Genomic DNA, 23,994 nt, shown 5'->3' on the forward strand with positions numbered 1-23,994 from the left:
CGGAGGTCAGGCCGTGCGTTGGTGGGGTATCGGCTCCGGTGGGGTGTGCCCGTCGCCCTCGCGCAGCGTCCGGGCCAGCCCGAGCAGGTGCGGCACGAGGTCCTCCGGGGTCAGGGCGGGGCCGGTCCGCTTGCCACCTGAGGGGCGGTCGCGTTCGGATCGGGTGAGCCGGTCGTGTCTGCTCGGCGTCGCCATGGAAGGGCCTTTCTGCTGTCGGGCGGGGGACGGTCCATGCACTGTGCTCTCTCGGACAGGGCGCGGGGTCCTCCTGCAACGGGGTGCGTGCGGGGGGAAGGAGTGACCGGATGGGGCCAACGGGGTGACGTGGGGTGGCGACTCCTGGTATCGGTGGTGATGACGGCGTCACCGTCCGAGAGATGTCTGAAGGACACCCGTTCCCGTACGGCGCGTCGCGCCGTTCCCGCCGTCCCCCGGCCACGAGGAGTCCGTCGCGGTGACCCAGGCCTCCGAGCACCGATCGACCGAGCCCCACCCGCCCAGCCACGACCCCCGCACCCCGGCCGCCGGGGTGCTGGTCGGCGTCGACCTGCGTGGGATCCAGGCCTTCGTCTACAGCGGCAGACGGATCCTGGACGCCGTGGGCCGCGCGGCGCTGGTCGCCGAACTCACCGACACCTCCGATCCCGTCCACGGAGTGGCCGACCTCGTCCCCGAGGACTGCCTCGTCCTGCGGGACGCGGGCGGAGCCCTGACCCTGGTCCTGGCCGACCTCGCTGCGGCCCGGCGGTTCACCGGTCGGTACACGCGCAGGCTGCGGGACCGGGCCGGGGGACTGACCCCGGTGGTCGCGTTCGTCCCCTACGGGCCCGGGGCCGTGCCCGTTCCCGGAGGACCGGTCGCGGCGGGCCTGGACGCGGCGCTGGCCGAGCTGCCCGTCCGGCTGCGCCGTGCCCGGCGCCACATGTCCGCTCTGCACACTCCCGCGCCGGGGTACGGGATCACGGCCGTGTGCTCGGTCAGCGGGGCCCCGGCCGAGGCAGTGGACGGCAGCAGGCCCCTGGAGGACCCCACAGGCACGGGCCGACGCGTGCACGAACGGGTGGCGGCCGACGTCGCCCGAGCGCGGGGGATCGGCCGACGCTGGCACCGCGCCCACAGCGACTCCTGGCTCTCGGGGCCGGAGGCGGGCCTGGCCCTGCCCATGGAGGTCGACCGGCTCGGTCGCGACCACGGGGACGTGAGCAGGGTCGCGGTGCTGCACGTCGACGTCAACGGCCTGGGGGAGCTCCTCGGTGAGTACCGCGAGCGGGCGGGAATCCCCGGGGTGCCCGGATCCGGGGCGCTGGCCCAGCGGGAGCTGTCCACGCACATCGCCGGGCTCACCGAGGGGCTGGCTCGCGCCCTGGTGCACGCGGTGGCCGCCAGGGTCCGAACCGAACCGGGGCGGCCCCCGTTCATCCCGGGGGCCGGTGCGGGCGGGGAACTCACTCTCGACCACGAACCCTCCGGCCCGATCCGGCTGCCGCTGCGGCCGATCGTGGTCGCCGGGGACGACCTCACGGTGCTCTGCGACGCCCGGCTGGCGCTGAGTCTGGTGCGGTTCGCCCTGGAGTGGCTGGACGCCGACCCCGAGCGGATCGGCGACCCTGCCGACCCCAGGGTGGCCCTGCACCGGGCGCTGACCCGTGTCCGCCTCCCGGGCCGTACGGTGACCACCGCCGACGCCCGCGCGCACGTCACCCGCGTGCCCACCGTGGGGGCGGGGATCGCGGTGCAGCCGGTGGGCGCCCCGCTCGCACTCGGCTACGACCTCTGCGAGGCCATGTGCGGCCTGGCCAAGGCACGGCGGCGCTCGGCCGTGGCCACCGACCCCACCGCCGCAGAGGAGCACACCGTGGCCTGGACCACCCGATTCGACGGGGTCGACCGTGTCCTGGACCGCATCGAGTCCGCCCGAACGGCCGTGCCCGCGCGCACCGCCCTGCCGATGACCGGCACGAACTTCACCCGGTTCCTGGAGCGCTACCTGTCCTCCGCGCACGGCGGCCTGTTCTCGGACGGGGACGCCCGCCACCGGGGGTGGCTCGTCTCGGCGCTGGTCCCCCTGCTGGAGTCCGGAGCCGACCCCGGACCCGAACTGGACCGCCGTGCCCGCGCGACCGGGCACCCGGTGAGCCTGCCCGAGCGATGGACCCACGGGGAACTGTTGGACGCGGTCGACGTGCGTGACCTGTACCTGGATCCCGGACTGGCGGGGGGCGGAGTCCGATGAGCGAGCCCGACCGGATCGTGGTGCGCCTGGCCTCCCCGGCGCTGTTCGTGGGCGCCAGCGCGGACGGAACCGGCGCCGACACCGACGTGGTCACCGACGCCCACGGGCTGCCACACCTGCCCCGGCACCGACTCGCCGCCCGGTTGCGCGCGGCCGCGGTCGGCGCCGCGACGGTCGCACCGGACCTGGCCGAGGCGGTGCGGCGGGTGTTCGGCCGGGAGCGCTCGCACGACGCCGACCGCGCCCTGAGGGTGGGACACGCCCGACCCGCGGACAGCGTGCGCGCCGCCGTCGCCCACGCCCTCGCGGGCCGCGGCGAACCCGCGCGGGCCACGTTGCGCCGCGCGGTCACCGACGCGCACACCACACTGGAGTCGGGAGTGGAGATCGGCCCTGACGGCGCGCCCGAACCCGGCCGTCTGCGCACCCACCGGGCGCTCCTGCCCGGCCTGGTGCTCACCGCGCCGCTGACCTGGTCGGTTCCCCCAAGGGCGGTGGACTGGCGCTGCCTGGCCCGCGCCTGCCTGGCCACGGACCAGATCGGTCTGCGCTCCACCCGTGGCCGGGGGCGGGTCGACGTGTACCTCGCACGCCCCGACGACCCCGACCCCCGTGCCACCACCCTGGCCCTGGCGCGGCCGCCCGGACGACGCCCCCGCCAGGAAGCCCCGGAACGTGCGACGACCCACGGGCGGGAACCGGGGCTCTCCTCGTCCGGGCGGGAGGTCACCCGGTCATGAACCCCGCGCCGAGCCTGCCCCCCGAGCCCGTCAGCGCCTACCTGCCACTGCGGTACGTGCTCACCGACTCCCTCGCCGTGCGCACGGCCTTCGACCCCCTGCGCGTCGACACGGAGACCACGGTCAGCGGCCGCGCCCAGCGCGGCATGCTCGCCGCTGTCCTCCAGCGCGCGGGCCTGCGGGACGAACTCCACGCCTGGGTCGCGCGCGGTGACCTGGTCCGCTTCGCCACCGCCCACCCCCGGCTGGAGCAGCACGCGCGCCCCGGCGTCCCCGTGGTCGCCCATCCGCCGCCCGCGTACCTGTACTCCCCGGGCAAGGACGGCGACACGCTCGTGGACCTGTTCGCCGAGGGGGTCGACCGACCGGGCACGCCCCACCGCGCGGTGCGGGACACGCTCACCCCCGACCGCTCCCTGCGCGCCGCGGTGCGCACCACCTCCGAGCGCTACCTGGGACGGGGTGCCCCCTTCTTCACCACCAGCATGGACCCGGGTCAGGTCTTCGAGGCCCGCTGGCAGCTGCGCGGCCCCGACCACGCCTTCCTGCGCGGGCTCGCGGAACGGATCGTCGAGGTCCTCTCCGACGCCGAGGGCACACTCACCCTCGGCTCCGGCGGTACGCGCGCCCATGGCGGGGTCACGGTGGAACCGGTGCGCCCGGACCGTCTGCTGTCTCCGGACCGGGTGGAGTGGCCCGGCCCGGACCGGTCCCGACGCGCGAACCAGGAGGTGGACCTGGTCCTGCTCTCCCCGGCGCTCCTGACCGGCGAGCAGGGGCAGGACCGCCCGCACGCCCTGGTCCCGGCGGTACGCGAACTCCTCGCGCGGCGCCTGCCGAACACACCGTTCTCTGTGGTCGCGGCGCACGTCGAACCCGTCCTGGTCGGTGCCTACCACCGCGCCTACCGGGGACCGATGGCCCAGCGCTGGGCCGCCGCCCCGGGATCGGTGGTGCGGCTGTGCCTCGGAGGGGGTATCACGACCGCCCGCGTCCGCGACCTCGAGGCCCACCCCCTGGGCGAACGCCTCGTGGACGGCCACGGCCAGTTCGTCCTGGTGGACCCGCCACCGCTGGCCCCCGTCCCGCTGGCGCCGCCGTCCGCACCGCTCCCCGCCCGCACGGCGGGTACCGTCACCCTGTCCGACGGCCGGGTCCTGCCCGACCCCACACCGATCGACCCGGGGCGGGACGCGGAGCTGGACACCCTCTACGACGAACTCCTGTGGAACGCGGCCGCGCCCTCCGTCCGCGACCACGCGCGCGGCCTCGCCTCGACGGGCAGGCTCGCCCCGCTCACCCCCAGCCTGCTCGGAAGGCTGCGCGAGGTGGTCACCCACCCCCACGACACCCCCGACGCGGCGCTGGACGCGCTCGGCCACACGCTCGACGGCCCGGACGAGGAGGGCGACCCGGTCCACAAGGTGCTGCGGGAGAGGGCCGTGCGCGCCCTGCGGCGCGCCCGGCTGGTCCGCCCGGGGCAGGGCCGCCCGCTCACCGTCCACGCGTGGCTGAGCGGGCTCTCCGCCGGGCCCGCCGCCTGGTGGCAGGAGAACCGTCCCCGGTTCGCCCACGATCCCGCCTACGCACGGGCGCTGGCGGCCGTGGACCTGACCGCACCGGACGGCCTTCCGCCCAGCAACCGCGCGAGCGGGCTCTCCACCCGGGCCGAACACTGGGAGCGCCGCGCCTCCGCACGGTTGTCCCTCCTGCTGGTCTCGTCCTGGCTGGCCGAGGCGGCCCGCACACTGCGCGCCGAACAGGACCAGCCTTGACCGCCGACTCCTCCGCCTCCGACGACGACGCCGACCCGCACGGGCCCGGCCCCACCGGCCTGGTCTGGGAGTTCGCGGTCCGACTCCGGATTCTCACCGACGGCCACGTGGGGGCGGCCCGGGCCACACCCAGGCACGTCGCGGAGAGCGACGTGGACCTGCGCCTGGACCGGGACCCGCTCAGCGGGGCGCCCCGGCTGCGGGCCACCACCCTCGCCGGTCTGCTCCGCCACGAACTCCTCGCCCGTACCGCGGACCCGGAGAGCGCCGCCGCGCTGTTGGGGTCGGCGGACACACCGGGGGCGGGGGCGCGCTCCAGCGCCCTGGACCTGGACGACGCGCACGCCGTACTTCCCGGGAACGGGGCGGTGCCGGTCCGGGTGGGGACACGCGTGGACCCCGCCACCGGCAGCGTGCGCCCCGGCCGCATGTGGCAGTGGGAGGTACTGCCCGCGGGCACCGTGTTCACCGCGCACCTGAGGTTGAGGGCCGCCGACCCCGCCGAGGAGGCCCGCCTGCTCGCCCTGTTGGCCCTGGCCGCCCGTGGGCTGACGGACGAGGGGCCGGGTATCCGGATCGGCGGGCGTACGGGTCGCGGCCACGGAGCGGTCCGGGCCACCCGCTGGTCCGCTCGCCGACACGACCTCACCGACGAGGAGGGTTGGTTCGCCTACCACGCGCGTGACTGGCCGACCCGCTGGCGGGAGGCCGAGCAGGCTCTGTCCGCCGCCGAGACCGGACCCGTGGGGTCACTTTCCGCAGAGTCGGCTGAGCCCGCCGAGGTCGCCGCACCCGCCAAGCCCGCTGAGCCCCCTGAGCCCCCTGAGCCCGCCGGGCCCGCCGATGTCGCGCCCGCCAAGGTCGCCGCGCCCCCTGAGCCAGCCGCTCCCGCCGATGTCGCGGCACCCGCCAACCCCGCAGAGCCCACAACTCCCGCTGATGTCGCCGAGCCCGCTGAGCCCGCCGAGGTCGCCGAGCCCCGCGCCGACGAGTGGACCGCCGTGGCCCCAGGCGCCGAACCGCACCCCTCCGCGACCCGCACGGGGACGGACCTGGTCGAGGTCATGCGCTTCGTCCTCGAAGAACACGGCGGTGCCGCGACCCTCGCCCTTCCGCCGGACGGAGCCGGGGTCGTGGACCGGCGGCGCCGGGCCGAGCTGCGCCTGGAGCTGCACGTGGCCGAACGCCCGTACCCGGACCCCGGGCTCTCGGAGCTGGAACCGCGCCCCGCCACGCTATTGATCGGCGACGCCCCCGCGGACGACCGACCGGCCACGGCCGACCGCGCCCATCGGAGAGGCCCCGCCGACACCGGCGCCCCGGACGGCGAGCTGGAGCTGCGCCCGGTCCTCGGTGACACCGCCCTGTTCGCCCTCTTCAAGCGGATCGGTCGACGCCTCGTCCGGGACGCGGCCGAACACCTGGTGGGGGAGGGGAGCCGTTGGCGGGAGTGGCACGGGCACTGGTGGGGCGACGACACCGGCCGATGGCCCGACACCCGTTCCGCCCCTTCCCGGGTCCGCCTGCGCGCCACCCCGACCCTGACCGGCGGCGCCCCGGTGACCACCACACGCCTGACCGTCGACGCCCTGTTCGGCGACGAGGTGGACGGCCACCTGTTCACCACCGAACTCCACTGCGGCGGCTCGGCCACGGTCGTCCTCGACGTCTCCGAACCCGACGACGCCGTGCGGGGGCTGCTCGCGTTGATCGTGCGCGAACTGGCCACGGTCCCCCTGGACACCCTCGGGGCGGGGGCGGGCACCGGCAGTGGCCGACTGCTGGCGACCCGGGCCGTCCTGACCACCCACGAGGGGGACGGGACCGAACCCGGCGAGGTGGACCTGCTCCGCGCCCTCACGGAGCCGGACGGCCCCGACGCCGCCATCGCCCGGGGGTGGCTTCCCGAACTGCACCGAAGGATCACCCCGGTTCCGGAACCCGGGCCCGCTGACGAGGGGGACCTCCCATGAACCCGCATCCCCACGAACCCCCCGACCCGGTCGGCGTCGAGGTGCGCCCGCTCTCCGAACGGACGGTCGGGGAGGTCCTCGACGACCTCTTCGTCAGGGGACGGCGCTGCCGGGCCCTCGACGCGGCGGGCCCGCCCGGCGCCCCCCAGTGGCTGCTGGCCGAACTCGGGGACGGGCGGATCACCGGTTCCTGCCCCCACGCGCGGTGGCGGAGGTCGGACGAACCGCCGACCGGACACCTGTCGGCGCCGCCGGTGGACCCCGCCACCGACCGCTGGCGGATCCTGGAGGTGCTCGTGTTCGGCCCGCACGCGCAGATCCGTCTGGGCGAGGGCGCGGAGGCGGGCTGGATCAGCACCGACGCCCCCGGCCGCCCGCCGGACTGGTTGCGCCCGCGCGACCGCTCCCTCCTGCTCCAGGGGTGGAGTGGCCCCGCATCCAGCCGGACCCTGGAGGGGCCGGTGCCCGTCTCCGTCACTCGGGAGCCCTCCGGAGCCGAGGCGGTGCTCCCGGTGGCCTGGACCGACTTCTCCGGCCGTGTGCGCCCCCTGTCGGAACCGGGGCGGGGCGCGCTGGAGAGCACGGGTACCTGGCTGACGGTTCGGGAGTACTGGGCCGCCGACCCCGTCACCGGCGCCGTGGGCGTGGCCTTCCACCGGCTGACCGGGCTGACGTCCGGGCGCAAGCCCACGGGACCGGAGTTCGAGGTGGGCACCGGGGCCCTGGTCGAACCCCGGGGCCGCGACCGGGACGGGGGACGCTGATGCCTGGTCCGCACCGCGCCACGGCCCCCTACGGCCTGGTCCGGTTGGCCGAGACCCCCGTCCCCGCCAGCGCCCTGCACCCCGACCACGACACCGGGTCCCTGCTCCGTTCGCACGACCGCACGGTGGAGGGCACCCACTCGGGCTGGATCGACCTCACCCTGACCACGCTCACTCCCACGTTCGTTGGCCAGGCACCAGGACGGGGCCGCGTGCGCTCCTCCGCCCGGCTCCCGCACGGTGACCGCTCCCTCCCACTGGTCCCCGGCTCCACCCTGCGCGGCCTGGTCCGCAACACGCTGCGCATGCTCACCAGCGGCGAGAGCGGCCCGGTCAACACGCCCATGCTGTTCTTCCGCGCACCCGTGCGTGTGGACGCCGGGGCCGCCGACGGTTCCCCCTCGGCCCGCGCCCGACGGGTCATGGCGAGGCGGCACGACCACTACCGCAGACGCCGCGCGGGCCACCGCACCCGACAGGGGTTCCTCTACCGCGACGCCGGGGACGGGGGCTGGTACGCAGTGGAGGTCCCCGCCACCGTCCTGGAACCCGAACCCGGACGGGCCCTGAAGGTGACCTTCGACGTTCTCCGGGAGAGCCTGCGCACCTGGGACTTCGGAGTGTCCGACTTCCCGGACCCGCCCCGGGACGGCACCTACGTGCCCACCGTGCACGAACAGCACGGCCGCCTCCAGCACCGCTGGGTGTACGCGGTCCACCTGAGGGGACGGCGCGGCATCGCCGCCGTGGCCCCCGACGAACCGGAGGCGCGCTCCTACCTCGCCGCCCACGACGGTTCCGGCGGGGTGATCCCGGCCCTGTTGGTGCTCACCGGGAGCGCCGCGCAGGAGCGGCGCAACGCCTACCTGTTCCCCCGGCCCCCGGACCCGCGCACCGGGCGCCTCCCGGTCCCGGAGTCGCTGGTGGAACTGTTCGAGTCGGCGGCGCAGGTCACCGGGTACCAGCGTGCCGCCTTCCCCGACACCCTGGGCACCGGGGACGACCTGCCCGCCCGCCCGCCGGTGGCCGGAGCCGGTGGGGGAGGGCTGCCGCGCCGGGGTCTGGAACCGATCTGGTTCGACCTCGACCCCTCGGGCCGGGTGGTGTCCTTCGGCCGCTCCGGCGGCTACCGGGTCACGGTCAGCGACGACGACCCGATCCGCCGCGCCGTCCCCGCCGACGTGCTCGGCCCGCAGCACGGCGACCCCGACCGCATGGAGCGGGCCGGTCGCACCGTGGACGTGTGCCGGGCACTGTTCGGCGACACCGACGTGTTCGCGGGGCAGGGCGGTGCGCTCAAGGGCCGGGTGTCCTTCGGTGACGCCGTTGGCGGCGACCGCGATCCCGACTATCCGGACGGCGCCGCCCTGCGCGTGCGGCTCCTGTCCCCACAGCGCGGCTGCTTCGCCAACTACCTGGTCCAGGGCCCCGAGGTGTCGGGGGAGCGGTCCGACGTCGTCACGTGGTCCCACGAGGGCCGCATCCGCCTGGGTGGCTACAAGACCTACCTGCACCGGCACGACCCCCGCCTGGGCTCACCGGTGCGCTACGACGAACGCGCCCAGAGCGACCTCGGGATCACCGTGCTGCCCCGGGGCGCCCGCACCCCGCCACCCGAGGACACCCAGCGCGACATCGTGCCCCTGCGCGACGGCCTCGTCCTGCGCTCACGCGTCACCTTCACCAACCTGACCAACGCCGAGCTCGGCGCCCTCCTGCGCGCCCTGCTCCTGGGCAACCCCCTGGATGGCGGCGAAGCCCGGGACCCCGAGCACGCGCACAAGGTCGGCATGGGCAAGTCCCTCGGCATGGGCAGCGTTCACCTGCGCCCCGAACTCCACCTGGTGGACCGCCGGGCCCGCGCCGCGGACCTGTCCCTGGACCCGGCGTCCGGGGTGACCCGCGCTGCTCCGGTTCTGGTCGGTGACTTCCTGGACGCCTTCTCCACCGCCCTCGCGCGCCACCGCTCCGCCGACGACTGGCACGGGGTGGACCAGATGGTGGACGTGCTCCTGGCCAGCCGCTGGCGCAGACGCCTGCCGTGGGAGGAGACGGCGGTGATGTCCCTGCGCCAGTTCGCCGAGTACCCGGTGCTGCCTGCGCTCACCGAGCGCTTCGCGGCGGCGGACACGGGCTGATCGGGCCGGTGGCCCGGGCATCGGTGCCGTCAGTCGTCGACCGCCTCCGCCAGGGCCTCCAGCAGGTCGGCGCGGCGCTCGGGGTCGTCCTGGGCTCCCCGCCACAGCACCGGCACCCGTGGCCCCTCCTCCAGCAGACGGCGCAACAGGGCGTCCAGGGAACCACGGGGGTCGGCGTCGAAGGCCGCCCGGTGGGCCTGCGCCTCGGCCGCGAGTTCACGGGCGAGCCAGCCCAGCCACGCCCGCTCGGACTGGCGCAGCACGTCGCGCCGGGGCCCGCGGGGGTCCGCGTCCCCGTCATCGTGGGCGTCGGTGTCCTCCCCGTCCGGCAGGTCCGGGACGGGGGTGTAGGGGGCGCTGCGGGCGCGTCCCCGGGCGCGCTGCACCAGTTCGAAGTGTCCGGGCATGGTGACGGCCATCCGCCCCAGCACGCCGGTCAGTCGCCGGGCCACGTCCTCGCCGGTCAGGTTCGGCAAGAGCCGACGCAGGTGCAGGCGGCGGCGCTGGTCCGGGGTGCGGCCCGCGTCGGCGTCGCGTCCTCCGGCCAGTTCGGAGAGTTTGCGCAGCAGGTAGTCGCCGGTGGCGGTGGAGACCATCGGGGGTTCCCTGACCGCCGTGAGTGAGCGCCCGTGCAGGTCGGCGACGGGGACCGCGCTGCCGTCCTCGGTGAACGACACCGACTCCCCGGGATGGACGTCCTCGGGCAGGTCGGCGGCGGGGTTGCCCCAACCGGCCGTCAGGACCAGCAGGGCGAGCGCCTCCTGCTCCACGATGTCGGTGGCGACACGGGCCACGTCGCGGCGCGGGGCCCAGCGCCGGGGGCGCTCGGAGAACGCGCAGCGGACCTTGCCGTTGGGAGCGGGCTGCGGGTAGACGCGCCGCAGGTTCTTGTACGAGCGGTCACGGCGGACATCGTCCAGGGCGTCGCGTAGCCGGTGCGCGGCGGTGCGGTCCACGGAGGCGGACGCGCGCACGCCGACGGTGTCTTCGGCCGTGCGCCCGCTCTCGGGCACGGCCTTGGCACCAGCCGCGTCAGCGTCCGGAAGGACGCCTCGTCCACCCGCCGTCGCGCCGTTCGTGACGCTGGCCATGCGTGTGGCGATGACGCTGGTTGGCTCTCCCCGGTGCCGCGAGCACGGGCAGTGCTCGAAGCACAGGTCGACGTAGTCGAAGAACTGCTCCGAGTGACCGGCGCAGCCCTGCGCTGTCCCGTCCGAGGAGCAGGGTCCACACCCCAACACGCGCGTGAACACGCGCAGGAAGGTGGCCGAACCGAACAGTTCCACGGCGGAGCAGTGATGCTTGCTCACGAACTCTTCTCCCCGGGTGTGCCGGGGCCGGGACGCTCCCCCAGCCCTTCCGGGGAAACGCGCTGTCGAGACGTGAGACTGGTGGTGACACTCCTGCGTCAACGGGAGGTCAATCAACAAAATATGGCCACCGGGTGCGCACTGTCAATTGTCGGCGGGAAATCCGAATGGGGGAAGTGCGTCGGGGCCATTCTGAAACGGTCACGGGTAACAGTGGCCCCAGAAAGGGCCGTGAAGGTATTCGCCAGGGAACCCGCAGGTGTCCGAGAGATGGCGGTGAGGACCTCGGATCGGGGTGCGTCGCGCCCGTCCCGAAGTGGCGGGCGGCCGACATGGATCGAGTGTTACGGGAGGTCGCCGGATGTCCGTGGTCAATCTGACTCCGCACGAGGTGACGGTCGTCGACGAGCACGCGCGGGTGATCCGCACATGGCGCGGATCGACTGAACCGGCGAGGGTCGAGGCGGTACGGGTACCGCTCAGTGAGGTGGAGGGAGTGCCGCTGCTGGCGGAGGAACGCACCCGGGCACGCCTGCCGCCGCCCGCCGAGGGGGTCTGGTTCATCGTCTCCTCCGTGGTCAGTTCGGCGCATCCGGAACGGGACGACCTGCTCGTCCCCTCTGACCTCGTGCGGGACGACAAGGGGGTGGTCACCGGATGCCGCTCCTTCGTCCTCACCTCCGTTCCGGTGCGCGCGCACGGTTACCAGTGCGGCCCCGCGTGCCGGGTGGGAAACTCACTTCCCTGATCCATTTCGGGAACGGGTGAGTACTGTGGTCCCGTTCCTGTAGTCGGGAGACGTCCGAAAACGGTGCGTCCGGAAAGGAAAAGCGTGGACGCACCCCGAGTCGCCGTCGTTCTCGTGGGCCAGAACCCCACCCCCGCCCTCCTCACGTCGCTGACCCTGCCGGTCGACCAACTGCTCCTGGTCTGTAGCGACGGAACCCTGCCCGTGGCCCGCCGCGTCGCCGAGGCGGTCGGCCGCATCGCGCGGGAACGCTCCGTGCGCGTCCTCAGCGTGGGCGCCGACCCGCACGACCCCGCCAGCGTCACCGGGCTCCTGGACACCGTCCGCCGCGCACTCGGCGGGAAACCCTGGTACCTCGACTACACGGGTGGCACCAAGGTGATGAGCGTGGCCGCCGCGCTGCACCACGAGGAGTCGCTGCCCTCGCAGGCCCGCGCCTGGCGGTTCTACCTCGACTCCCACAGCGACCTCCTGCGCACCGCCGACGCCGCGCGCCCCGATCACCCGGTGAGCTCTCAGGGGGTCGACCTGCGCACCCTGGCCGGGGTCCATGGCGCCCACTGGCTCAGCGACCGCGACCCCGAGCCGGTGCGCCGCTTCCTGAGCGGAGGGGACACCGCCCTGGCACGGGCCCATCCGAACCTGCCCGAGAGCGAGCGCAACGGGATCGCGGCGGAGGCCCACGTGCTGTCCCACCTGCGCCGCCTGCTGGGCGGACGCCCCGACACCGAGGTCCTCGGCTCCCGCCGCGTCGCCGACCCCTACCGCCCGGGCGGGTCCGTGGCCGACTTCGACATCCTGGTGCGCCACCGCCACCGGGTGCTGTGCGTGGAGGCCAAGACGCGGGCCGAGGACGTGGTGGCCCGCGCCGGATGGACCGTGGCCAAGGCCCGCAGGGTCTTCGGCGGGGCCACCCTCGTGCTGTTCGTCTACTCCGGCCCGGTCGTCGACGACCTCCGCGAACAGGTCACGGCGTACAACCCGGCGCTGAGCGCCCGCCACGTCCACGTGTGGAACCTGGACGCCCTGACCGAGCGCGTCACCACCTTCGCGGCCGCGCGGGACGCCTTCTTCCCGAGCCTTGCCGACTCCCCGTCGCTCGCCGTCCCCACCGTCCCCGCAGTCCTCCCTCGGTCCGAGGTGACGCCCGGCCCCGCCGGTGGTGCGGACCCCGGTCCCACCCCGCCAGCCCTGCACCCCGGTCCGGGGGACGGCCCGCTCCTGGTCACGCCCCTGGGCGGCAGCCGTCTGGGCGCCCTCGCGGCCCTGCACGCGCACCGCCCCGCCCGCGCACTGGTCCTGCCCTCCCGGCAGAGCCTGCGGGCCCGGGTGCGGGAAGCCGCCGCTGGAGCGCTGCGCGCCGCCGAGCAGCCGGACGCGCCCCCTGCCGACGCCGCCACCCTGCGGTCCGAGGGCTACCGCGACCGGGTCAGGCTGGCCGCCGACCCGGTGGACGGCTACGACTCCGCGGCGGTCCAGCGGGCCGTGCAGGGCTGGATCGAACACGAACGCGAGGGCGGGCAACCGGTTGTCGTCGACATCACCACCGGTACCAAGGCGATGAGCCTCGGACTGGCCAGGGCCGCGCGGCACGGGGGCGCCTGCGCCACCTACCAGCTGCCCCGGGACCGGGCCGTGGTGTGCCTGACGCACGGGCGCCGCGAACTCCAGGGCCGCGCCCGGATCGACTGGTCACTGGTGCTGTCCGGGTACGAACCCCTCACCGCGCCACTGGGGGAGGTGGTCACCGGCCCTGCTCGCGACCAGGTGGACGTGGAGCTGCTGGAACGCGCCAGGACCGAGCTCAGCGCGGCGGCCTCGGGGCCGACCGAAGTGTGGTGGGACGTCTCCCTCGCCGACCCGGAGGGGTTCCTCACCGCGCAGGAACGGCCCGGACTGGTCCTGACCTTCGACGACCGCGCGGTGGGGCTGGCGGCCCCGGCCCGCCGGCGCAGACGCACACCGGAGGGGCCCTTGCGGGATGTGAGCCCGGGGGCCTGGGCCCAGAGCGTGTTCGCGGCGACCACGCACCTGAACGTGCGCTGTGACGTGGCGGGCACCGTGGTGGCCCTGACCAGGCCCGGACGGGACGTGAGCCGCGCCGGTGAACTGGTGGACTGGATCGCCCAGCCCGCCCCGGGGCGGGGCGCCGCCGCCACGGGACTCCGGTTCGGGGAGCCGCTGTGCCCGCTGGTCCTCGCGGTGGACCCGGCCGTGCCCGACCCGACCGGAGCGCTGGCCACGGACGTCAGCAGGCTCTGACACTGCAGTGATCCACGTCCCCTTCGCGAACCGGTGCCCGGTTCGCGGTGTCCCGTCCCGTGCTCCACTATGGGGTCGCGGCCGACCGGTCGTGTGGGTGGAGACGGCGGGACGTACGAGGCATGGGGATCACTGGTGGTCGGGTTCGGGCGGGCGCGCTGGGAGGCGCGCTCGTACTCCTGCTCGCGGCGTGCACCGCGCAGGACGACGGGGAGGCCGAGGCCGCGCCCGTGTCGGCGCCGAGGACCATCGACTGGGCGCCCTGCCTGAGCGAGGAGGACCTGGAGGCCGCACCCGACTGGGACGGTGACCCGGACTGGCTGGAGACCCTGGAGTGCGGCACCCTCACCGTGCCGCTCGACCACGCCGCCCCCGACGGGGAGACCGTCGACCTCGCCCTGGCCCGACGGCCCGCCAGCGGCCCCGCCGACGAGCGGATCGGCTCCCTGGTGATCAACCCCGGCGGCCCCGGAGAGTCCGGGGTCAGCATGCTCGACCACCCGCTCTTCGACGCACCGATCCAGGACGCCTTCGACCTGGTCGGCTTCGACCCGCGCGGGGTGGGCGAGAGCGAGGGCTTCGCCTGCGGTGACTGGTACGCGATGGACGAGGCCCGCCGCGCCGTGGCCGACCCCGAGAACGTCACCGACGCGGAACTCTCCACCCTGGAGGACACCGCCCGCGCCTACGCCGAGGCGTGCGCGCGGACGGCGGGGGAGGAGTTCCTCGCCAACATGGGCACCGTCAACGTGGTCCGCGACCTCGACCTGATCCGCGACGCGCTGGGCGACCAGCGGCTCACCTACGCGGGTTTCTCCTACGGCACCTACATCGGTGCCCTGTACGCAGAGACCTACCCGGAGAACACCCGCGCGCTGGTCCTGGACGGCGCGGTGGAGACCGAGCGCCCCAACGTGGAGGTCGCCGCCGACCAGGCGGTGGCCTTCCAAGGCGCCTGGGACCTGTTCGTGGAGGAGTGCGGGTACGCCCCCAGTTGCCCGTTCGACGACGCGGCCACCGCCGACGCCCGGATGGGGGACCTCCTCGACCGGCTCGACGCCGATCCGCCCATGGTCCAGGGCTGGCCCGTGAACGGTGACACGCTGCTGACCATGGTGAGCCTCCAGCTCTACGACGAGGTCGCCTGGGACGGACTGGCCCAGACCCTCGCCGCTCTGGACGAGGACGTCCACGGCGCCGGACCCCAGCTAAAACGCCTCTACGACCAGACCTTCGCCCAGGACGAGGAGGAGGCCGAGGAGTCGGACGAACCCGAGGAACCCGGCGTGTTCGAGGACACCGAGGCCGCCCTGACCGCCGTCAACTGCGCGGACCGCGACGACCCGACCGACGCCGACGACTACCGAGAGGCGGCCCAGCGCGCGGCCGCGGACTCCCCGTACTTCGGCGCCGACCTCGTGTGGGAGCAGCTGCCGTGCGCCTACTGGGTGGACACCGAGGAGGCGCCCACCGGGTTCTCCGCCCCCGACGCCCCGCCGATCCTCGTGGTCGGCACGCTCGGGGACCCGGCCACCCCCTACACCTGGGCCGAGGAGCTGACCGACCAGCTGGCCACCGCCACCCTGGTCACCTACGAGGGCGCGGGCCACACCGCCTACGGCTACGGCATGGAGTGCGTGGACGACGCGGTGGACGCCTACCTGTTGGAAGGGGCGGTCCCGGAGTCCGGGTTGTCCTGCCCCGCCTGGTAAAGCCCGAAGGAACGGACTGTTTACCCGCCTTCGGGAATGTTCTGCGCGGCTGCGCACCCGCTCGCTCGGAGGATGGATCCCGGTGGAGGACGACTCTGTGCGGGGGCGGGTGTTCGGGTGCGTTGCACTGGCGGGCGGGCTCTGGGGGCCGCAGGGGCGGCGTTGGCGCTGATCGTGACGGCGGGGTTCGCCCCACTCGACGAGCAGGACCTTGCACGCTCGTTCTACGGGCAGCACATCGACTGGCGACCCTGCCTGTCCCCGGAGGAACTGGCCGAGACCGAACCGGTCGAGGGCGACCCCGACTGGCGGGCACGCCTGGAGTGCGGCACCGTCACCGTTCCCGTCGACCACGGTGACCCCGGCGGCCGGACCATCGAGACCGCCGTGGTGCGGCACCCCGCCCAGGGACCGGCCGACCAGCACCGGGGATCCCTGGTGTTCAACTTCGGGGGACCCGGGCGCGCGGGGGTGGCCCAGTTCGAGTCCGGACCCCTCCCCGTGAGCAGGCGGATCCGTGACTCCTTCGACCTCGTCTCCTTCGACCCGCGCGGCGTGGGGGAGAGCGCAGGGTTCACCTGCCCGGAGTGGGACGCCATGGAGCGGCCGCTGGAGGAGATCGCGGGCCTCGAACCCGACAGGGTCGGCCCCGACCAGCTCCGGGACCTCGAACGCACCGCTCATAGGTTCACCTGGAGCTGTGTGGACGAGGTCGGCACGGAGTTCCTCGCCAACATGGGCACCGTCAACGTGGTCCGCGACCTCGACCTGGTCCGCGACGCCCTGGGCGATGAGCGGCTCACCTACGTGGGTTTCTCCTACGGCACCTACGTCGGCGCCCTGTACGCCGAGATGTTCGCGGAGAACACCCGCGCACTGGTGCTGGACGGGGCCCTCCAGAACCAACGCGGCGTGATCGCGGACGGGGTGGAGCAGAGCGAGGGGGCGCAGAGGGCCTGGGAGGCCTTCGTCTCCTACTGCCTGGAGAAGGCGCCGGAGTGCCCGTTCACCGGTGCGGAGGAGGCCCCGGCCGAGGCCGAGGCCCTCTTGGCCGGGATCGACGCCGACCCGATCGTCGTCCAGAACACCAGGATCGACCGTCACGAGATGCTCGCGCTGCTCCGGGACTCCCTGTACACCGAGCGGCAGTGGGAGAGCGACGCCCGCCTGTTGGCCCGGATCGTCGAGGGCGACACCCAGGACCCCTTCGTCCAGGCCTACCTGGGGAGCTTCGTCGCCGGTCAGCGGGACGACCGGGGTGCGACGCAGTCAGCCTTCACGGCGGTGCAGTGCGCCGACCACGCGCGGCCCGGTGGCATCCGTGCGTACCAGGAGGGAGCCCAGCGCGCGGCGAGGGTGTCCCCGTTCTTCGGCGGCGACGAGATCTGGTCGTACCTGCCCTGCGCCTCCTGGCCGGACACCGAACTCGCGCCCGGCGGCCTGAGCGCCCCGATGGCGCCGCCGCTCCTGGTCGTCGGAACCCGAGCCGACCCGGCCACCCCGTACGCGTGGTCCGAGGAACTGGCCGACCAGCTGGCCACGGCCACCCTGCTCACCTACGAGGGAGGCGGCCACACCGCCTACGCGGGCGGCCGGGCCTGCGTGGACGGCGTGGTTGACGCCTACCTCCTGGACGGCGTGGTCCCCGCGACCGGCGCCTCCTGCCCCGGAGAACTCTGAGCGGACCCGCTCCCCGGGGAGTGCCCGGCTCCCCCGCTCGGGGGAGGTGGGACCGTGCCGAGCTGGCAGACTCGTGTCACGAGGACGTCGGTGGGGAGAGATGGGGCGGTCATGGTGGAGCGCACGGAGACCGGGTCGGCCCGGAACGGGTCGTTGAGGACCGAACGCGGTCCGGAGCGGACCGTACCGAGAGGGCTCGGCCGTGCGGCCGCCGGTGCGGGCCTGCTGCTGGGGGTCGCGCACCTCGTGGTCACCGGCTGGCTGGCGGACGACGCCGACCAGGCGATAGGACCCGGCTACCTTGTCTGGATGGTCGGACCGCTGGTGGTCACGCTGGGCATGGCCGTCGCGGCGCTGGCCCTCGTGCGCCCCGGAGCGTCGCGTTGGCTGGGCTGGGTCACCGGAACGGCGGCGGTGCTGTGCGCCCTGCTCACCCTGCTCGGGTTCTCGTCCCTGGCCTTCGGCGCCAGTCCGGTCTCCCTCTTCCTGGGACCCGGTCCGTACGCGCTGCCCGGGGCGGTGTTCTTCGGCGCTCTCACCCTCAGTGCACGGGGGGCGCGGCGGGCACCTGCGGCTCCGTGAGGTCCCGCGCCGCCTCGCGGTAGCGGCCGGGGGGACAGTCCGAACTCGCGCTTGAAGGCAGTGGCGAAGGCGAACTGGGACGAGTAGCCCACTCGCGACGCCACGGAGCTGATCGGCGCGTCCTCCTCGCGCAACAGCCGAGCGGCCGTGGTCAGCCGCAACCACGTCACGTAGGCCAGAGGTGACTGCTTCACCAGCGCCGTGAAGCGACGGGAGAAGGCGGCACGGGAGAGGCCGGCCCGCTCGCCCAGCTCCGCCACGCTCCAGGGGTGCGCGGGGTCGCGGTGCACGGCCTGGATCGTGGCGTGCACCCCGGGGTCGCGCAGGGCGCCCGCGAAACGAGGACCGGGTCACTGATCCAGGTCGCCGTCTCGGGCCAAGCCCGGACTTCGAGCACACGGCTTGACCCTCTGGTTACTGCAACCCTGAGACTGGCGTCATGGGCCTTTCGATCAAGGATTTCAGCGAGATGAGCGAGCTCTCTCCGCAGACGTTGCGCTTCTACCACTCCGAGGGGCTGCTGGTCCCCGCCATAGTCGACGAGGACACCGGGTACCGCTACTACGACTTCGAGCAGGTCCAGTCCGCCCTGCTGGTCAGTGCTCTGCGCGGCACGGGCATGAGCGTGCGGGACGTGCGCCGGGCGGTGGAGGCACCCGACACAGCGGCCGGGCTGCTCGACGAGCACACCGAAGTGTTGCGCCGCCAGCGCGAGGCCGAGGACGAGGCGATCACGACCGCCCGCAGCCTGCTCACTTCCTGGCCCGAGGTACGGCGGCGGGAGGTACCGGAGATGACGGTGCTGTCGACGGAGGTGGCGGTGGTCGCGGTGGAGAAGCACAGGGGACAGCCGGACCAGTACGACTGGGACGAGGTCGCCGCAGCGGTGAGGGCCGGGGTGGCGGAACTCAGCGCCTTGGCCGAGCAACACGGTGCCGCGGTCGTGGGGGCCCCATGGTTCACGTGGGCCGGTGAGACCCACGAACAGCGGGAGAGGGCACTCACCCCGGAGGGGCCGCATTGGCTGGCCAAGGTCCCGGTCGCGGCAGAGGCCCGCCAGTTGGCCGCTCTGGCTGAGCGTGTCGACGTGCAGACCTTCGAGGCCCGCGAGGAACTCGCCATCCACCTGCCGGGCAGGGCCACCATGCCCAAGCACGCCACGGCCCAACTCCGGCTGGTGACCGAGGCTCCCGAGGGTCTCTTCCCCGACGCCTCCACGCAGCGCCACATCCTGCACGAGGACGGGATCGAGACCGCCGTGCGCCTGAACCCCCTCAGCGGGGACCACACCTGAGCGACGGTGGCACCCCGCCACCGGGAGAAGTACGCAACTGCTCCGGTCCGACCCGCGTGCCGACGCGATGATCGCCTCGGCTCTCGGCTGTGTCAAGGCGATCCTGTCCGCGTGAGGCCGAAGCGCCACACTGAGCCGCTCTCGGGGATCCTGGCCATCGCCATGGGGCCACCTCCCACTTGAGGGGTCCCCGGACATGACGACGCCCCGGCCGAGTTCCGGCCGGGGCGTTCGCCTGTGCGGCTACAGCTTCGAGGCGGCGGCCTCGTCCACCCAGAACACCGTCTTGTTGGCACCGCGCGCACCGGCCACCGGGGCCTCGTCCACGCTGCCACCAGCCACACCCAGGCGGACCGCGTCGGCCTTGGCCGCACCGGAGGCCAGCACCCACACCTGGCGGGAGCTGCGGATCGACGGCAGGGTCAGGCTGATCCGCGTGGGCGGCGGCTTGGGGGAGTCGTGCACCGCGACCGCCGCGGCCTCGTTCTCGTGCACCCCCGGCAGGCCAGGGAACAGCGAGGCCACGTGGTTGTCCGGGCCCAAGCCGAGCAGGCACACGTCGAACTCGGGCACCGGGCCGCGCCCACGAGCCGCCACGGAGAGCGCCTGCGAGTAGTTGGTGGCCGCCCGCTCTGCCTCGGCGTGGTCGGTCCCGTCCGACGACGGCATCGGGTGCACCTGGTGCGACGGGATGTCGATGTCGTTGATCAGCGCGTCACAGGCCTGAGTCTGGTTGCGCTCGGGGTCCCCCTCGGGCAGGAACCGCTCGTCACCCCACCACAGGTGCACGTGCCCCCAGTTCATCCCGCTGGCGAGCGCCTCGTCCCGCAGGACACCCAGCGTCTGGATGCCCACGCCGCCGCCGGTGAGCACCAGGTGGAACTCGCGCTCCTCGGCCTCGGCGCTCACGATCAGCTTCGCCAGCCGCGACACCACGCTCTCGGCGAGCTGCTTGGCGTCGGTGGTGCGGACGATCTCCGGTTCGGTCATCCTCATGCTCCGCTTCCAGCGAGCAGCGGACCCAGGTGGCGGGCCGCACTCGCGTACGTCTCGTCGGCGTCCAGGCGGCGCAGTTCCTCGGCCAGCGCCTGGGAGGCGCCGCGCCGGGACAGCGCCACCGTCTGGTCCGGCTGACCGGTCCTGGACAGTGTGGCCACCCGGCCGTCCACCCGGGAGATCGTGATGTCCCCCTGGTCGGTGGTCAGCCGGACCTCGGTCAGGCCGGGCCCGTGCGAGGTGCCGCGTTCCACCTCCACCTCCAGCCTTTCCGACAGCCAAGCGGCCAGCAGCTCGGCGCTCGGGTAGTGCGGTTCGGCCGTCACCTTGGCCGAGTTCACCCAGCCGCACGGCTGGTCCATGGCGCTGGCCAGCAGCGACCGCCACGGGGTCAGCCGCGTCCAGGTCAGGTCCGTGTCACCCGGACGGTAGTGGGCTACCCGCTCCAGGAGGTCGGCTACCGGATCCTGGGCGCGCAGGGCGTCGGTGATCCGCCGTTGGGCGAGCTTCCCCACAGGGTCGGCGGCCGGGTCGGCCGGACCCTCTCCGGGCCACCACACGACCACGGGCGCGTCCGGGACCAGCAGCGGCGTCAACACGGAGTCGGGGTGCTCGCCCAGCGGACCGTACAGGCGCAGCAGCACCGCCTCACCGGGGCCGGAGGTACCGGGGCGGCGGATCTCCGCGTCGATGGCGGGCTCGGCCCCCGGGTCGCGGCGGATCAGCGCCACCACCCGCGAGGGGTGCTCGCGCCCCGCCTCGGTGGCCGCGCGGACGGCGTCGTAGTGGTCGGCCTCGTCGGTGACGATGACCAGGGTGAGCACCATGTTCATGGCGCCCCCGCCGACGCTGAGGCGCTCGGCCATGAGCGCCTCGGTGATCTGCGAGGTCGTGGTGCGCGGCAGATAGAGCGTCATCTGTTCCTCCCGGCGTGGACGCGGACGGTCACGGGCGGCGCCACTGGCGTCCGTCCCTGGCGAGCAGTTCCTCGGCCGACTCCGGGCCCCAGGTACCCGAACCGTACTGTTCGGGCTGGCCCGACTCGGCCCAGTACTCCTCGACCGGGTCGAGGATCTGCCAGGACAGCTCCACCTCCTCCTGGCGCGGGAACAGCGGCGGGTCGCCGATGAGCACGTCCAGGATGAGCCGCTCGTAGGCCTCGGGGCTCGCCTCGGTGAAGGACTGCCCGTAGGTGAAGTCCATGCTCACGTCGCGCACCTCCATGGAGGCGCCCGGCACCTTCGACCCGAACCTCAGGGTGACCCCCTCGTCGGGCTGGATGCGCAGCACGAGCGCGTTCTGCCCGAGTTCGCTCACGTCCCCACGGGCGAACAACTGCTGCGGGGCGGCCTGGAACACCAGCGCCACCTCGGTCACCCGGCGCCCGAGCCGTTTGCCGGTGCGCAGGTAGAACGGCACACCCGACCAGCGCCTCGTACCCACGTCCAAGCGCAGCGCCGCGTAGGTCTCGGTCACCGATTCGGACGGGATGCCGTCCTCCTCCAGGTACCCCGGGACCGCGGCCCCGCCCTGCCAACCGGCCGCGTACTGGCCGCGCGCGGTGCCCTTGGACAGGTCGTCGGGGAGCGTCACCGCGGAGAGGACCTTCTCCTTCTCGGCGCGGATCGCGTCCGCGCTGTAGGAGACCGGCTCCTCCATGGCGACGAGCGCCAACAGCTGGAGCAGGTGGTTCTGGATGACGTCGCGGGCCGCGCCGATCCCGTCGTAGTAGCCCGCGCGTCCGCCCACACCGATGTCCTCGGCCATGGTGATCTGCACGTGGTCCACATAGCTGCGGTTCCACAAAGGCTCGAACAGGGTGTTGGCGAAGCGCAGCGCCAGGATGTTCTGGACCGTCTCCTTGCCCAGGTAGTGGTCGATGCGAAACACCGCCGACGGCGGGAACACGTCGTCCACCACCGCGTTGAGCTCCTGGGCGCTCTCCAGGTCGTGCCCGAACGGCTTCTCGATCACCACCCGGCGCCACGGCGTGGTGCCCCCGGCACCCTCACCCTCCTCGGGGGTGGCCAGACCACTGCGCTTGAGCTGGGTGACCACGGTCGGGAACAGCTTGGGCGGCAGCGACAGGTAGAACGCGTAGTTGCCGCCGGTGCCGCGGTGGGCGTCCAGCTCGTGGACGGTCCGGGCCAGTTCGTCGAAGGCCGCGTCGTCGTCCAGGTTGCCCTGTACGAACCGCACGCCCTCGCTGAGCTGGCGCCACACGTCCTCGTGGAACGGGGTCCGCGCGTACTTGCGCACCGCCTCGTACGCCTCGGCCGCGAAGTCCTGGTCCTCCCAGTCGCGGCGGGCGAACCCCACCAGACCGAAGCCCGGCGGCAGCATGCCGCGGTTGGCCAGGTCGTAGATGGCGGGCAGGAGCTTCTTCCGGGCCAGGTCACCCGTGACGCCGAAGAGCACCAGCACGCTGGGCCCGGCGATACGGGGGAGCCTTCGGTCCAGGGCGTTGCGGAGCGGGTTGGGTACCGCTCCCGGCATCACCGGTTCTTTCACGGGTTCCGTCTCTTCCTGTCAGGAACGGCCTGGTGGCTGCTGGAACCCGCGTCCGCGCGGCTCGTGCGCGGACGCGGGTCGGTGACCGGGAACGGGGTCCGGGTCAGGAGAGCTCGTCGAGCTTCAGGGTGAGTTGGCCCAGCAGGCTCTCCCAGGAGTCGACGAACTTGACCACGCCGTCCTCCTCGAGGTGACGCGTCACGTCGTCCAGGTCCACGCCGACCTCGGCCAGCCCGGCCAGGTCGGCCTGGGCGGAGTCGTAGTTGGCGCGGACGGTGTCCCCGGTGATCTCACCGTGGTCGGCGGTGGCGTCCAGAGTGGCCTGCGGCATCGTGTTGACGGTGCCGGCCGTGACCAGTTCGGTGACGTAACGGGTGTCCGCGTAGGCGGGGTCCTTCACACCGGTGGACGCCCACAGCGGCCGCTGCGGGGTGGCGCCCTCGGCGGCGAGGGCCTGCCAGCGCTCGGAGGAGAAGACCTGCTCGTGGTCGCGGTAGGCCAGGCGCGCGTTGGCGATGGCGGCGCGGCCGAGCAGCTCCTCGGCGCGCGGGGTGCCGATCTCCCTGAGCCGCTTGTCCACCTCGGCGTCCACGCGGCTGACGAAGAACGACGCCACGGACTGGATGCGGGACAGGTCGTGGCCGTTCTCGCGGGCCAGCTCCAGACCGGCCAGGAACGCCTCCATGACCGCGCCGTAGCGGGCCAGGGAGAAGATCAGGGTCACGTTGACGCTGATGCCGTGCCCGAGCGCCTGGGTGATGGCGGGCAGGCCCTCGACGGTCGCCGGGATCTTGATCATGAGGTTGGGCCGGTCGACCAGCCACCACAGTGACTTGGCCTCGGCGACGGTGCGCTCGGTCTCGCGCGCCAGCCGCGGGTCCACCTCCAGGGAGACCCGGCCATCCAAGCGGTTGGTGGAGTCGTACACGGGGCGCAGGGTGTCCGCGGCCCAACGGATGTCGTAGGCCGTCAGCAGCCGGACCGCCTCGTCCACCGACACCCCGCGCACACCCAGTTCGTGCACCTGGATGTCGTAGGCGTCACCTTCGGCCAGAGCCTTGTCGAAGATGGACGGGTTCGAGGTGACGCCGGTGACGTGGCGGGTCGACAGCAGTTCGGCCAGGTTGCCGGTGCGCAGTCGGTCACGGCTGATGTCGTCCAGCCATACGGACTGACCTGCCTCGGCCAGGTCCTTCAGAGCGGTGCTCATGTGGGTCTCACGCCTTCCTGGAATTCACACGGAGTGCGGGCCGCCGGGGCCTCCCGGCGGCCCGCG

Annotated in this window: 18 protein-coding genes and 1 pseudogene; 12 read left to right on the top strand and 7 right to left on the bottom strand. The window is 73.7% G+C overall.

The window, feature by feature from the left end:
• Positions 1–6: 6 nt before the first annotated feature.
• Complete coding sequence (locus KBX21_RS08995; protein WP_049577095.1) at positions 7–195, bottom strand: hypothetical protein; 189 nt, start codon at positions 193–195, stop codon at positions 7–9.
• A 259-nt stretch (positions 196–454) separates the two neighbouring features.
• On the opposite strand from KBX21_RS08995, the gene KBX21_RS09000 reads away from it, so the two are divergent.
• Genes KBX21_RS09000 through KBX21_RS09025 form a run of 6 tightly spaced genes read left to right on the top strand, consistent with a single transcriptional unit; the run spans position 455 to position 9,623 of the window.
• Entirely contained in the window at positions 455–2,233 is a 1,779-nt protein-coding gene (locus tag KBX21_RS09000) for a hypothetical protein (RefSeq protein ID WP_374225708.1), read from the top strand.
• Positions 2,230–2,973, top strand: coding sequence for a hypothetical protein (locus KBX21_RS09005; protein WP_210841618.1), 744 nt, complete (start codon positions 2,230–2,232; stop codon positions 2,971–2,973). The genes KBX21_RS09000 and KBX21_RS09005 overlap by 4 nt, the downstream gene beginning before the upstream one ends.
• A complete protein-coding gene (locus tag KBX21_RS09010) occupies positions 2,970–4,748 on the top strand; it encodes a hypothetical protein (RefSeq protein WP_210841619.1) in 1,779 nt (592 codons plus the stop codon). Before KBX21_RS09005 ends, KBX21_RS09010 begins: the two co-directional genes overlap by 4 nt.
• Complete coding sequence (locus KBX21_RS09015) at positions 4,745–6,721, top strand: RAMP superfamily CRISPR-associated protein (RefSeq protein WP_210841620.1); 1,977 nt, start codon at positions 4,745–4,747, stop codon at positions 6,719–6,721. Before KBX21_RS09010 ends, KBX21_RS09015 begins: the two co-directional genes overlap by 4 nt.
• The gene (locus tag KBX21_RS09020; protein WP_210841621.1) at positions 6,718–7,485 is read left to right on the top strand and encodes a hypothetical protein; all 768 of its coding nucleotides are present in this window, start codon (positions 6,718–6,720) and stop codon (positions 7,483–7,485) included. Before KBX21_RS09015 ends, KBX21_RS09020 begins: the two co-directional genes overlap by 4 nt.
• Entirely contained in the window at positions 7,485–9,623 is a 2,139-nt protein-coding gene (locus KBX21_RS09025; protein WP_210841622.1) for a TIGR03986 family CRISPR-associated RAMP protein, read from the top strand. Before KBX21_RS09020 ends, KBX21_RS09025 begins: the two co-directional genes overlap by 1 nt.
• A 29-nt stretch (positions 9,624–9,652) precedes the next feature.
• On the opposite strand, the gene KBX21_RS09030 is transcribed toward KBX21_RS09025, so the two are convergent.
• Positions 9,653–10,933, bottom strand: a complete 1,281-nt coding sequence (locus KBX21_RS09030) for a hypothetical protein (protein ID WP_210841623.1) — start codon at positions 10,931–10,933, stop codon at positions 9,653–9,655.
• A gap of 361 nt (positions 10,934–11,294) precedes the next feature.
• Between KBX21_RS09030 and KBX21_RS09035 the strand changes: the two genes are divergently transcribed.
• From KBX21_RS09035 to KBX21_RS09055, 5 genes are all read left to right on the top strand, one after another.
• Complete coding sequence (locus KBX21_RS09035; RefSeq protein ID WP_017545132.1) at positions 11,295–11,681, top strand: hypothetical protein; 387 nt, start codon at positions 11,295–11,297, stop codon at positions 11,679–11,681.
• 84 nt (positions 11,682–11,765) lie between these two features.
• Positions 11,766–13,943, top strand: a complete 2,178-nt coding sequence (locus KBX21_RS09040) for a CRISPR-associated protein (RefSeq protein WP_210841624.1) — start codon at positions 11,766–11,768, stop codon at positions 13,941–13,943.
• A 122-nt stretch (positions 13,944–14,065) separates the two neighbouring features.
• Positions 14,066–15,655, top strand: coding sequence for an alpha/beta hydrolase (locus tag KBX21_RS09045; RefSeq protein ID WP_210841625.1), 1,590 nt, complete (start codon positions 14,066–14,068; stop codon positions 15,653–15,655).
• Positions 15,656–15,817: 162 nt separating this feature from the next.
• Positions 15,818–17,335 carry an alpha/beta hydrolase gene (locus tag KBX21_RS09050; RefSeq protein ID WP_210841626.1) on the top strand — a complete coding sequence of 506 codons (1,518 nt, stop codon included), beginning with the start codon at positions 15,818–15,820 and terminating at the stop codon, positions 17,333–17,335.
• A 111-nt stretch (positions 17,336–17,446) separates the two neighbouring features.
• On the top strand, positions 17,447–17,917 hold the full coding sequence (locus tag KBX21_RS09055) for a hypothetical protein (RefSeq protein ID WP_247665466.1): 471 nt from the start codon (positions 17,447–17,449) through the stop codon (positions 17,915–17,917).
• 86 nt (positions 17,918–18,003) lie between these two features.
• Here the strand turns inward: KBX21_RS09055 and KBX21_RS27100 are convergent.
• Positions 18,004–18,228: pseudogene (locus KBX21_RS27100) on the bottom strand (helix-turn-helix domain-containing protein); the annotation flags it as partial.
• A 128-nt stretch (positions 18,229–18,356) separates the two neighbouring features.
• On the opposite strand from KBX21_RS27100, the gene KBX21_RS09065 reads away from it, so the two are divergent.
• Positions 18,357–19,211 carry a MerR family transcriptional regulator gene (locus KBX21_RS09065; RefSeq protein ID WP_210841627.1) on the top strand — a complete coding sequence of 285 codons (855 nt, stop codon included), beginning with the start codon at positions 18,357–18,359 and terminating at the stop codon, positions 19,209–19,211.
• A 243-nt stretch (positions 19,212–19,454) separates the two neighbouring features.
• On the opposite strand, the gene pgl is transcribed toward KBX21_RS09065, so the two are convergent.
• From pgl to tal, 4 genes are all read right to left on the bottom strand, one after another.
• Positions 19,455–20,201, bottom strand: a complete 747-nt coding sequence (pgl, locus tag KBX21_RS09070; RefSeq protein ID WP_210841708.1) for a 6-phosphogluconolactonase — start codon at positions 20,199–20,201, stop codon at positions 19,455–19,457.
• Positions 20,202–20,203: 2 nt separating this feature from the next.
• On the bottom strand, positions 20,204–21,124 hold the full coding sequence (locus KBX21_RS09075) for a glucose-6-phosphate dehydrogenase assembly protein OpcA (RefSeq protein WP_049568414.1): 921 nt from the start codon (positions 21,122–21,124) through the stop codon (positions 20,204–20,206).
• 28 nt (positions 21,125–21,152) lie between these two features.
• Positions 21,153–22,703, bottom strand: a complete 1,551-nt coding sequence (zwf, locus tag KBX21_RS09080; protein WP_049568412.1) for a glucose-6-phosphate dehydrogenase — start codon at positions 22,701–22,703, stop codon at positions 21,153–21,155.
• Between the two features lie 118 nt (positions 22,704–22,821).
• Entirely contained in the window at positions 22,822–23,928 is a 1,107-nt protein-coding gene (gene tal / locus KBX21_RS09085) for a transaldolase (RefSeq protein WP_049568410.1), read from the bottom strand.
• Positions 23,929–23,994: the final 66 nt, after the last annotated feature.

Origin of the sequence: Nocardiopsis sp. B62, from assembly GCF_018070675.1 — a bacterium.
Taxonomy (GTDB): domain Bacteria; phylum Actinomycetota; class Actinomycetes; order Streptosporangiales; family Streptosporangiaceae; genus Nocardiopsis; species Nocardiopsis prasina.

What these genes read in the sequence shown, in the direction of transcription:
- KBX21_RS09075 (WP_049568414.1), bottom strand. Translation starts at nt 21,124, where the DNA reads ATGACGCTCTATCTGCCGCGCACCACGACCTCGCAGATCACCGAGGCG.
- KBX21_RS09020 (WP_210841621.1), top strand. Translation starts at nt 6,718, where the DNA reads ATGAACCCGCATCCCCACGAACCCCCCGACCCGGTCGGCGTCGAGGTG.
- pgl (WP_210841708.1), bottom strand. Translation starts at nt 20,201, where the DNA reads ATGACCGAACCGGAGATCGTCCGCACCACCGACGCCAAGCAGCTCGCC.
- KBX21_RS09025 (WP_210841622.1), top strand. Translation starts at nt 7,485, where the DNA reads ATGCCTGGTCCGCACCGCGCCACGGCCCCCTACGGCCTGGTCCGGTTG.
- KBX21_RS09065 (WP_210841627.1), top strand. Translation starts at nt 18,357, where the DNA reads ATGGGCCTTTCGATCAAGGATTTCAGCGAGATGAGCGAGCTCTCTCCG.
- KBX21_RS09045 (WP_210841625.1), top strand. Translation starts at nt 14,066, where the DNA reads ATGGGGATCACTGGTGGTCGGGTTCGGGCGGGCGCGCTGGGAGGCGCG.
- KBX21_RS09035 (WP_017545132.1), top strand. Translation starts at nt 11,295, where the DNA reads ATGTCCGTGGTCAATCTGACTCCGCACGAGGTGACGGTCGTCGACGAG.
- KBX21_RS09010 (WP_210841619.1), top strand. Translation starts at nt 2,970, where the DNA reads ATGAACCCCGCGCCGAGCCTGCCCCCCGAGCCCGTCAGCGCCTACCTG.
- KBX21_RS09005 (WP_210841618.1), top strand. Translation starts at nt 2,230, where the DNA reads ATGAGCGAGCCCGACCGGATCGTGGTGCGCCTGGCCTCCCCGGCGCTG.
- tal (WP_049568410.1), bottom strand. Translation starts at nt 23,928, where the DNA reads ATGAGCACCGCTCTGAAGGACCTGGCCGAGGCAGGTCAGTCCGTATGG.
- KBX21_RS08995 (WP_049577095.1), bottom strand. Translation starts at nt 195, where the DNA reads ATGGCGACGCCGAGCAGACACGACCGGCTCACCCGATCCGAACGCGAC.
- KBX21_RS09055 (WP_247665466.1), top strand. Translation starts at nt 17,447, where the DNA reads ATGGTGGAGCGCACGGAGACCGGGTCGGCCCGGAACGGGTCGTTGAGG.
- zwf (WP_049568412.1), bottom strand. Translation starts at nt 22,703, where the DNA reads ATGCCGGGAGCGGTACCCAACCCGCTCCGCAACGCCCTGGACCGAAGG.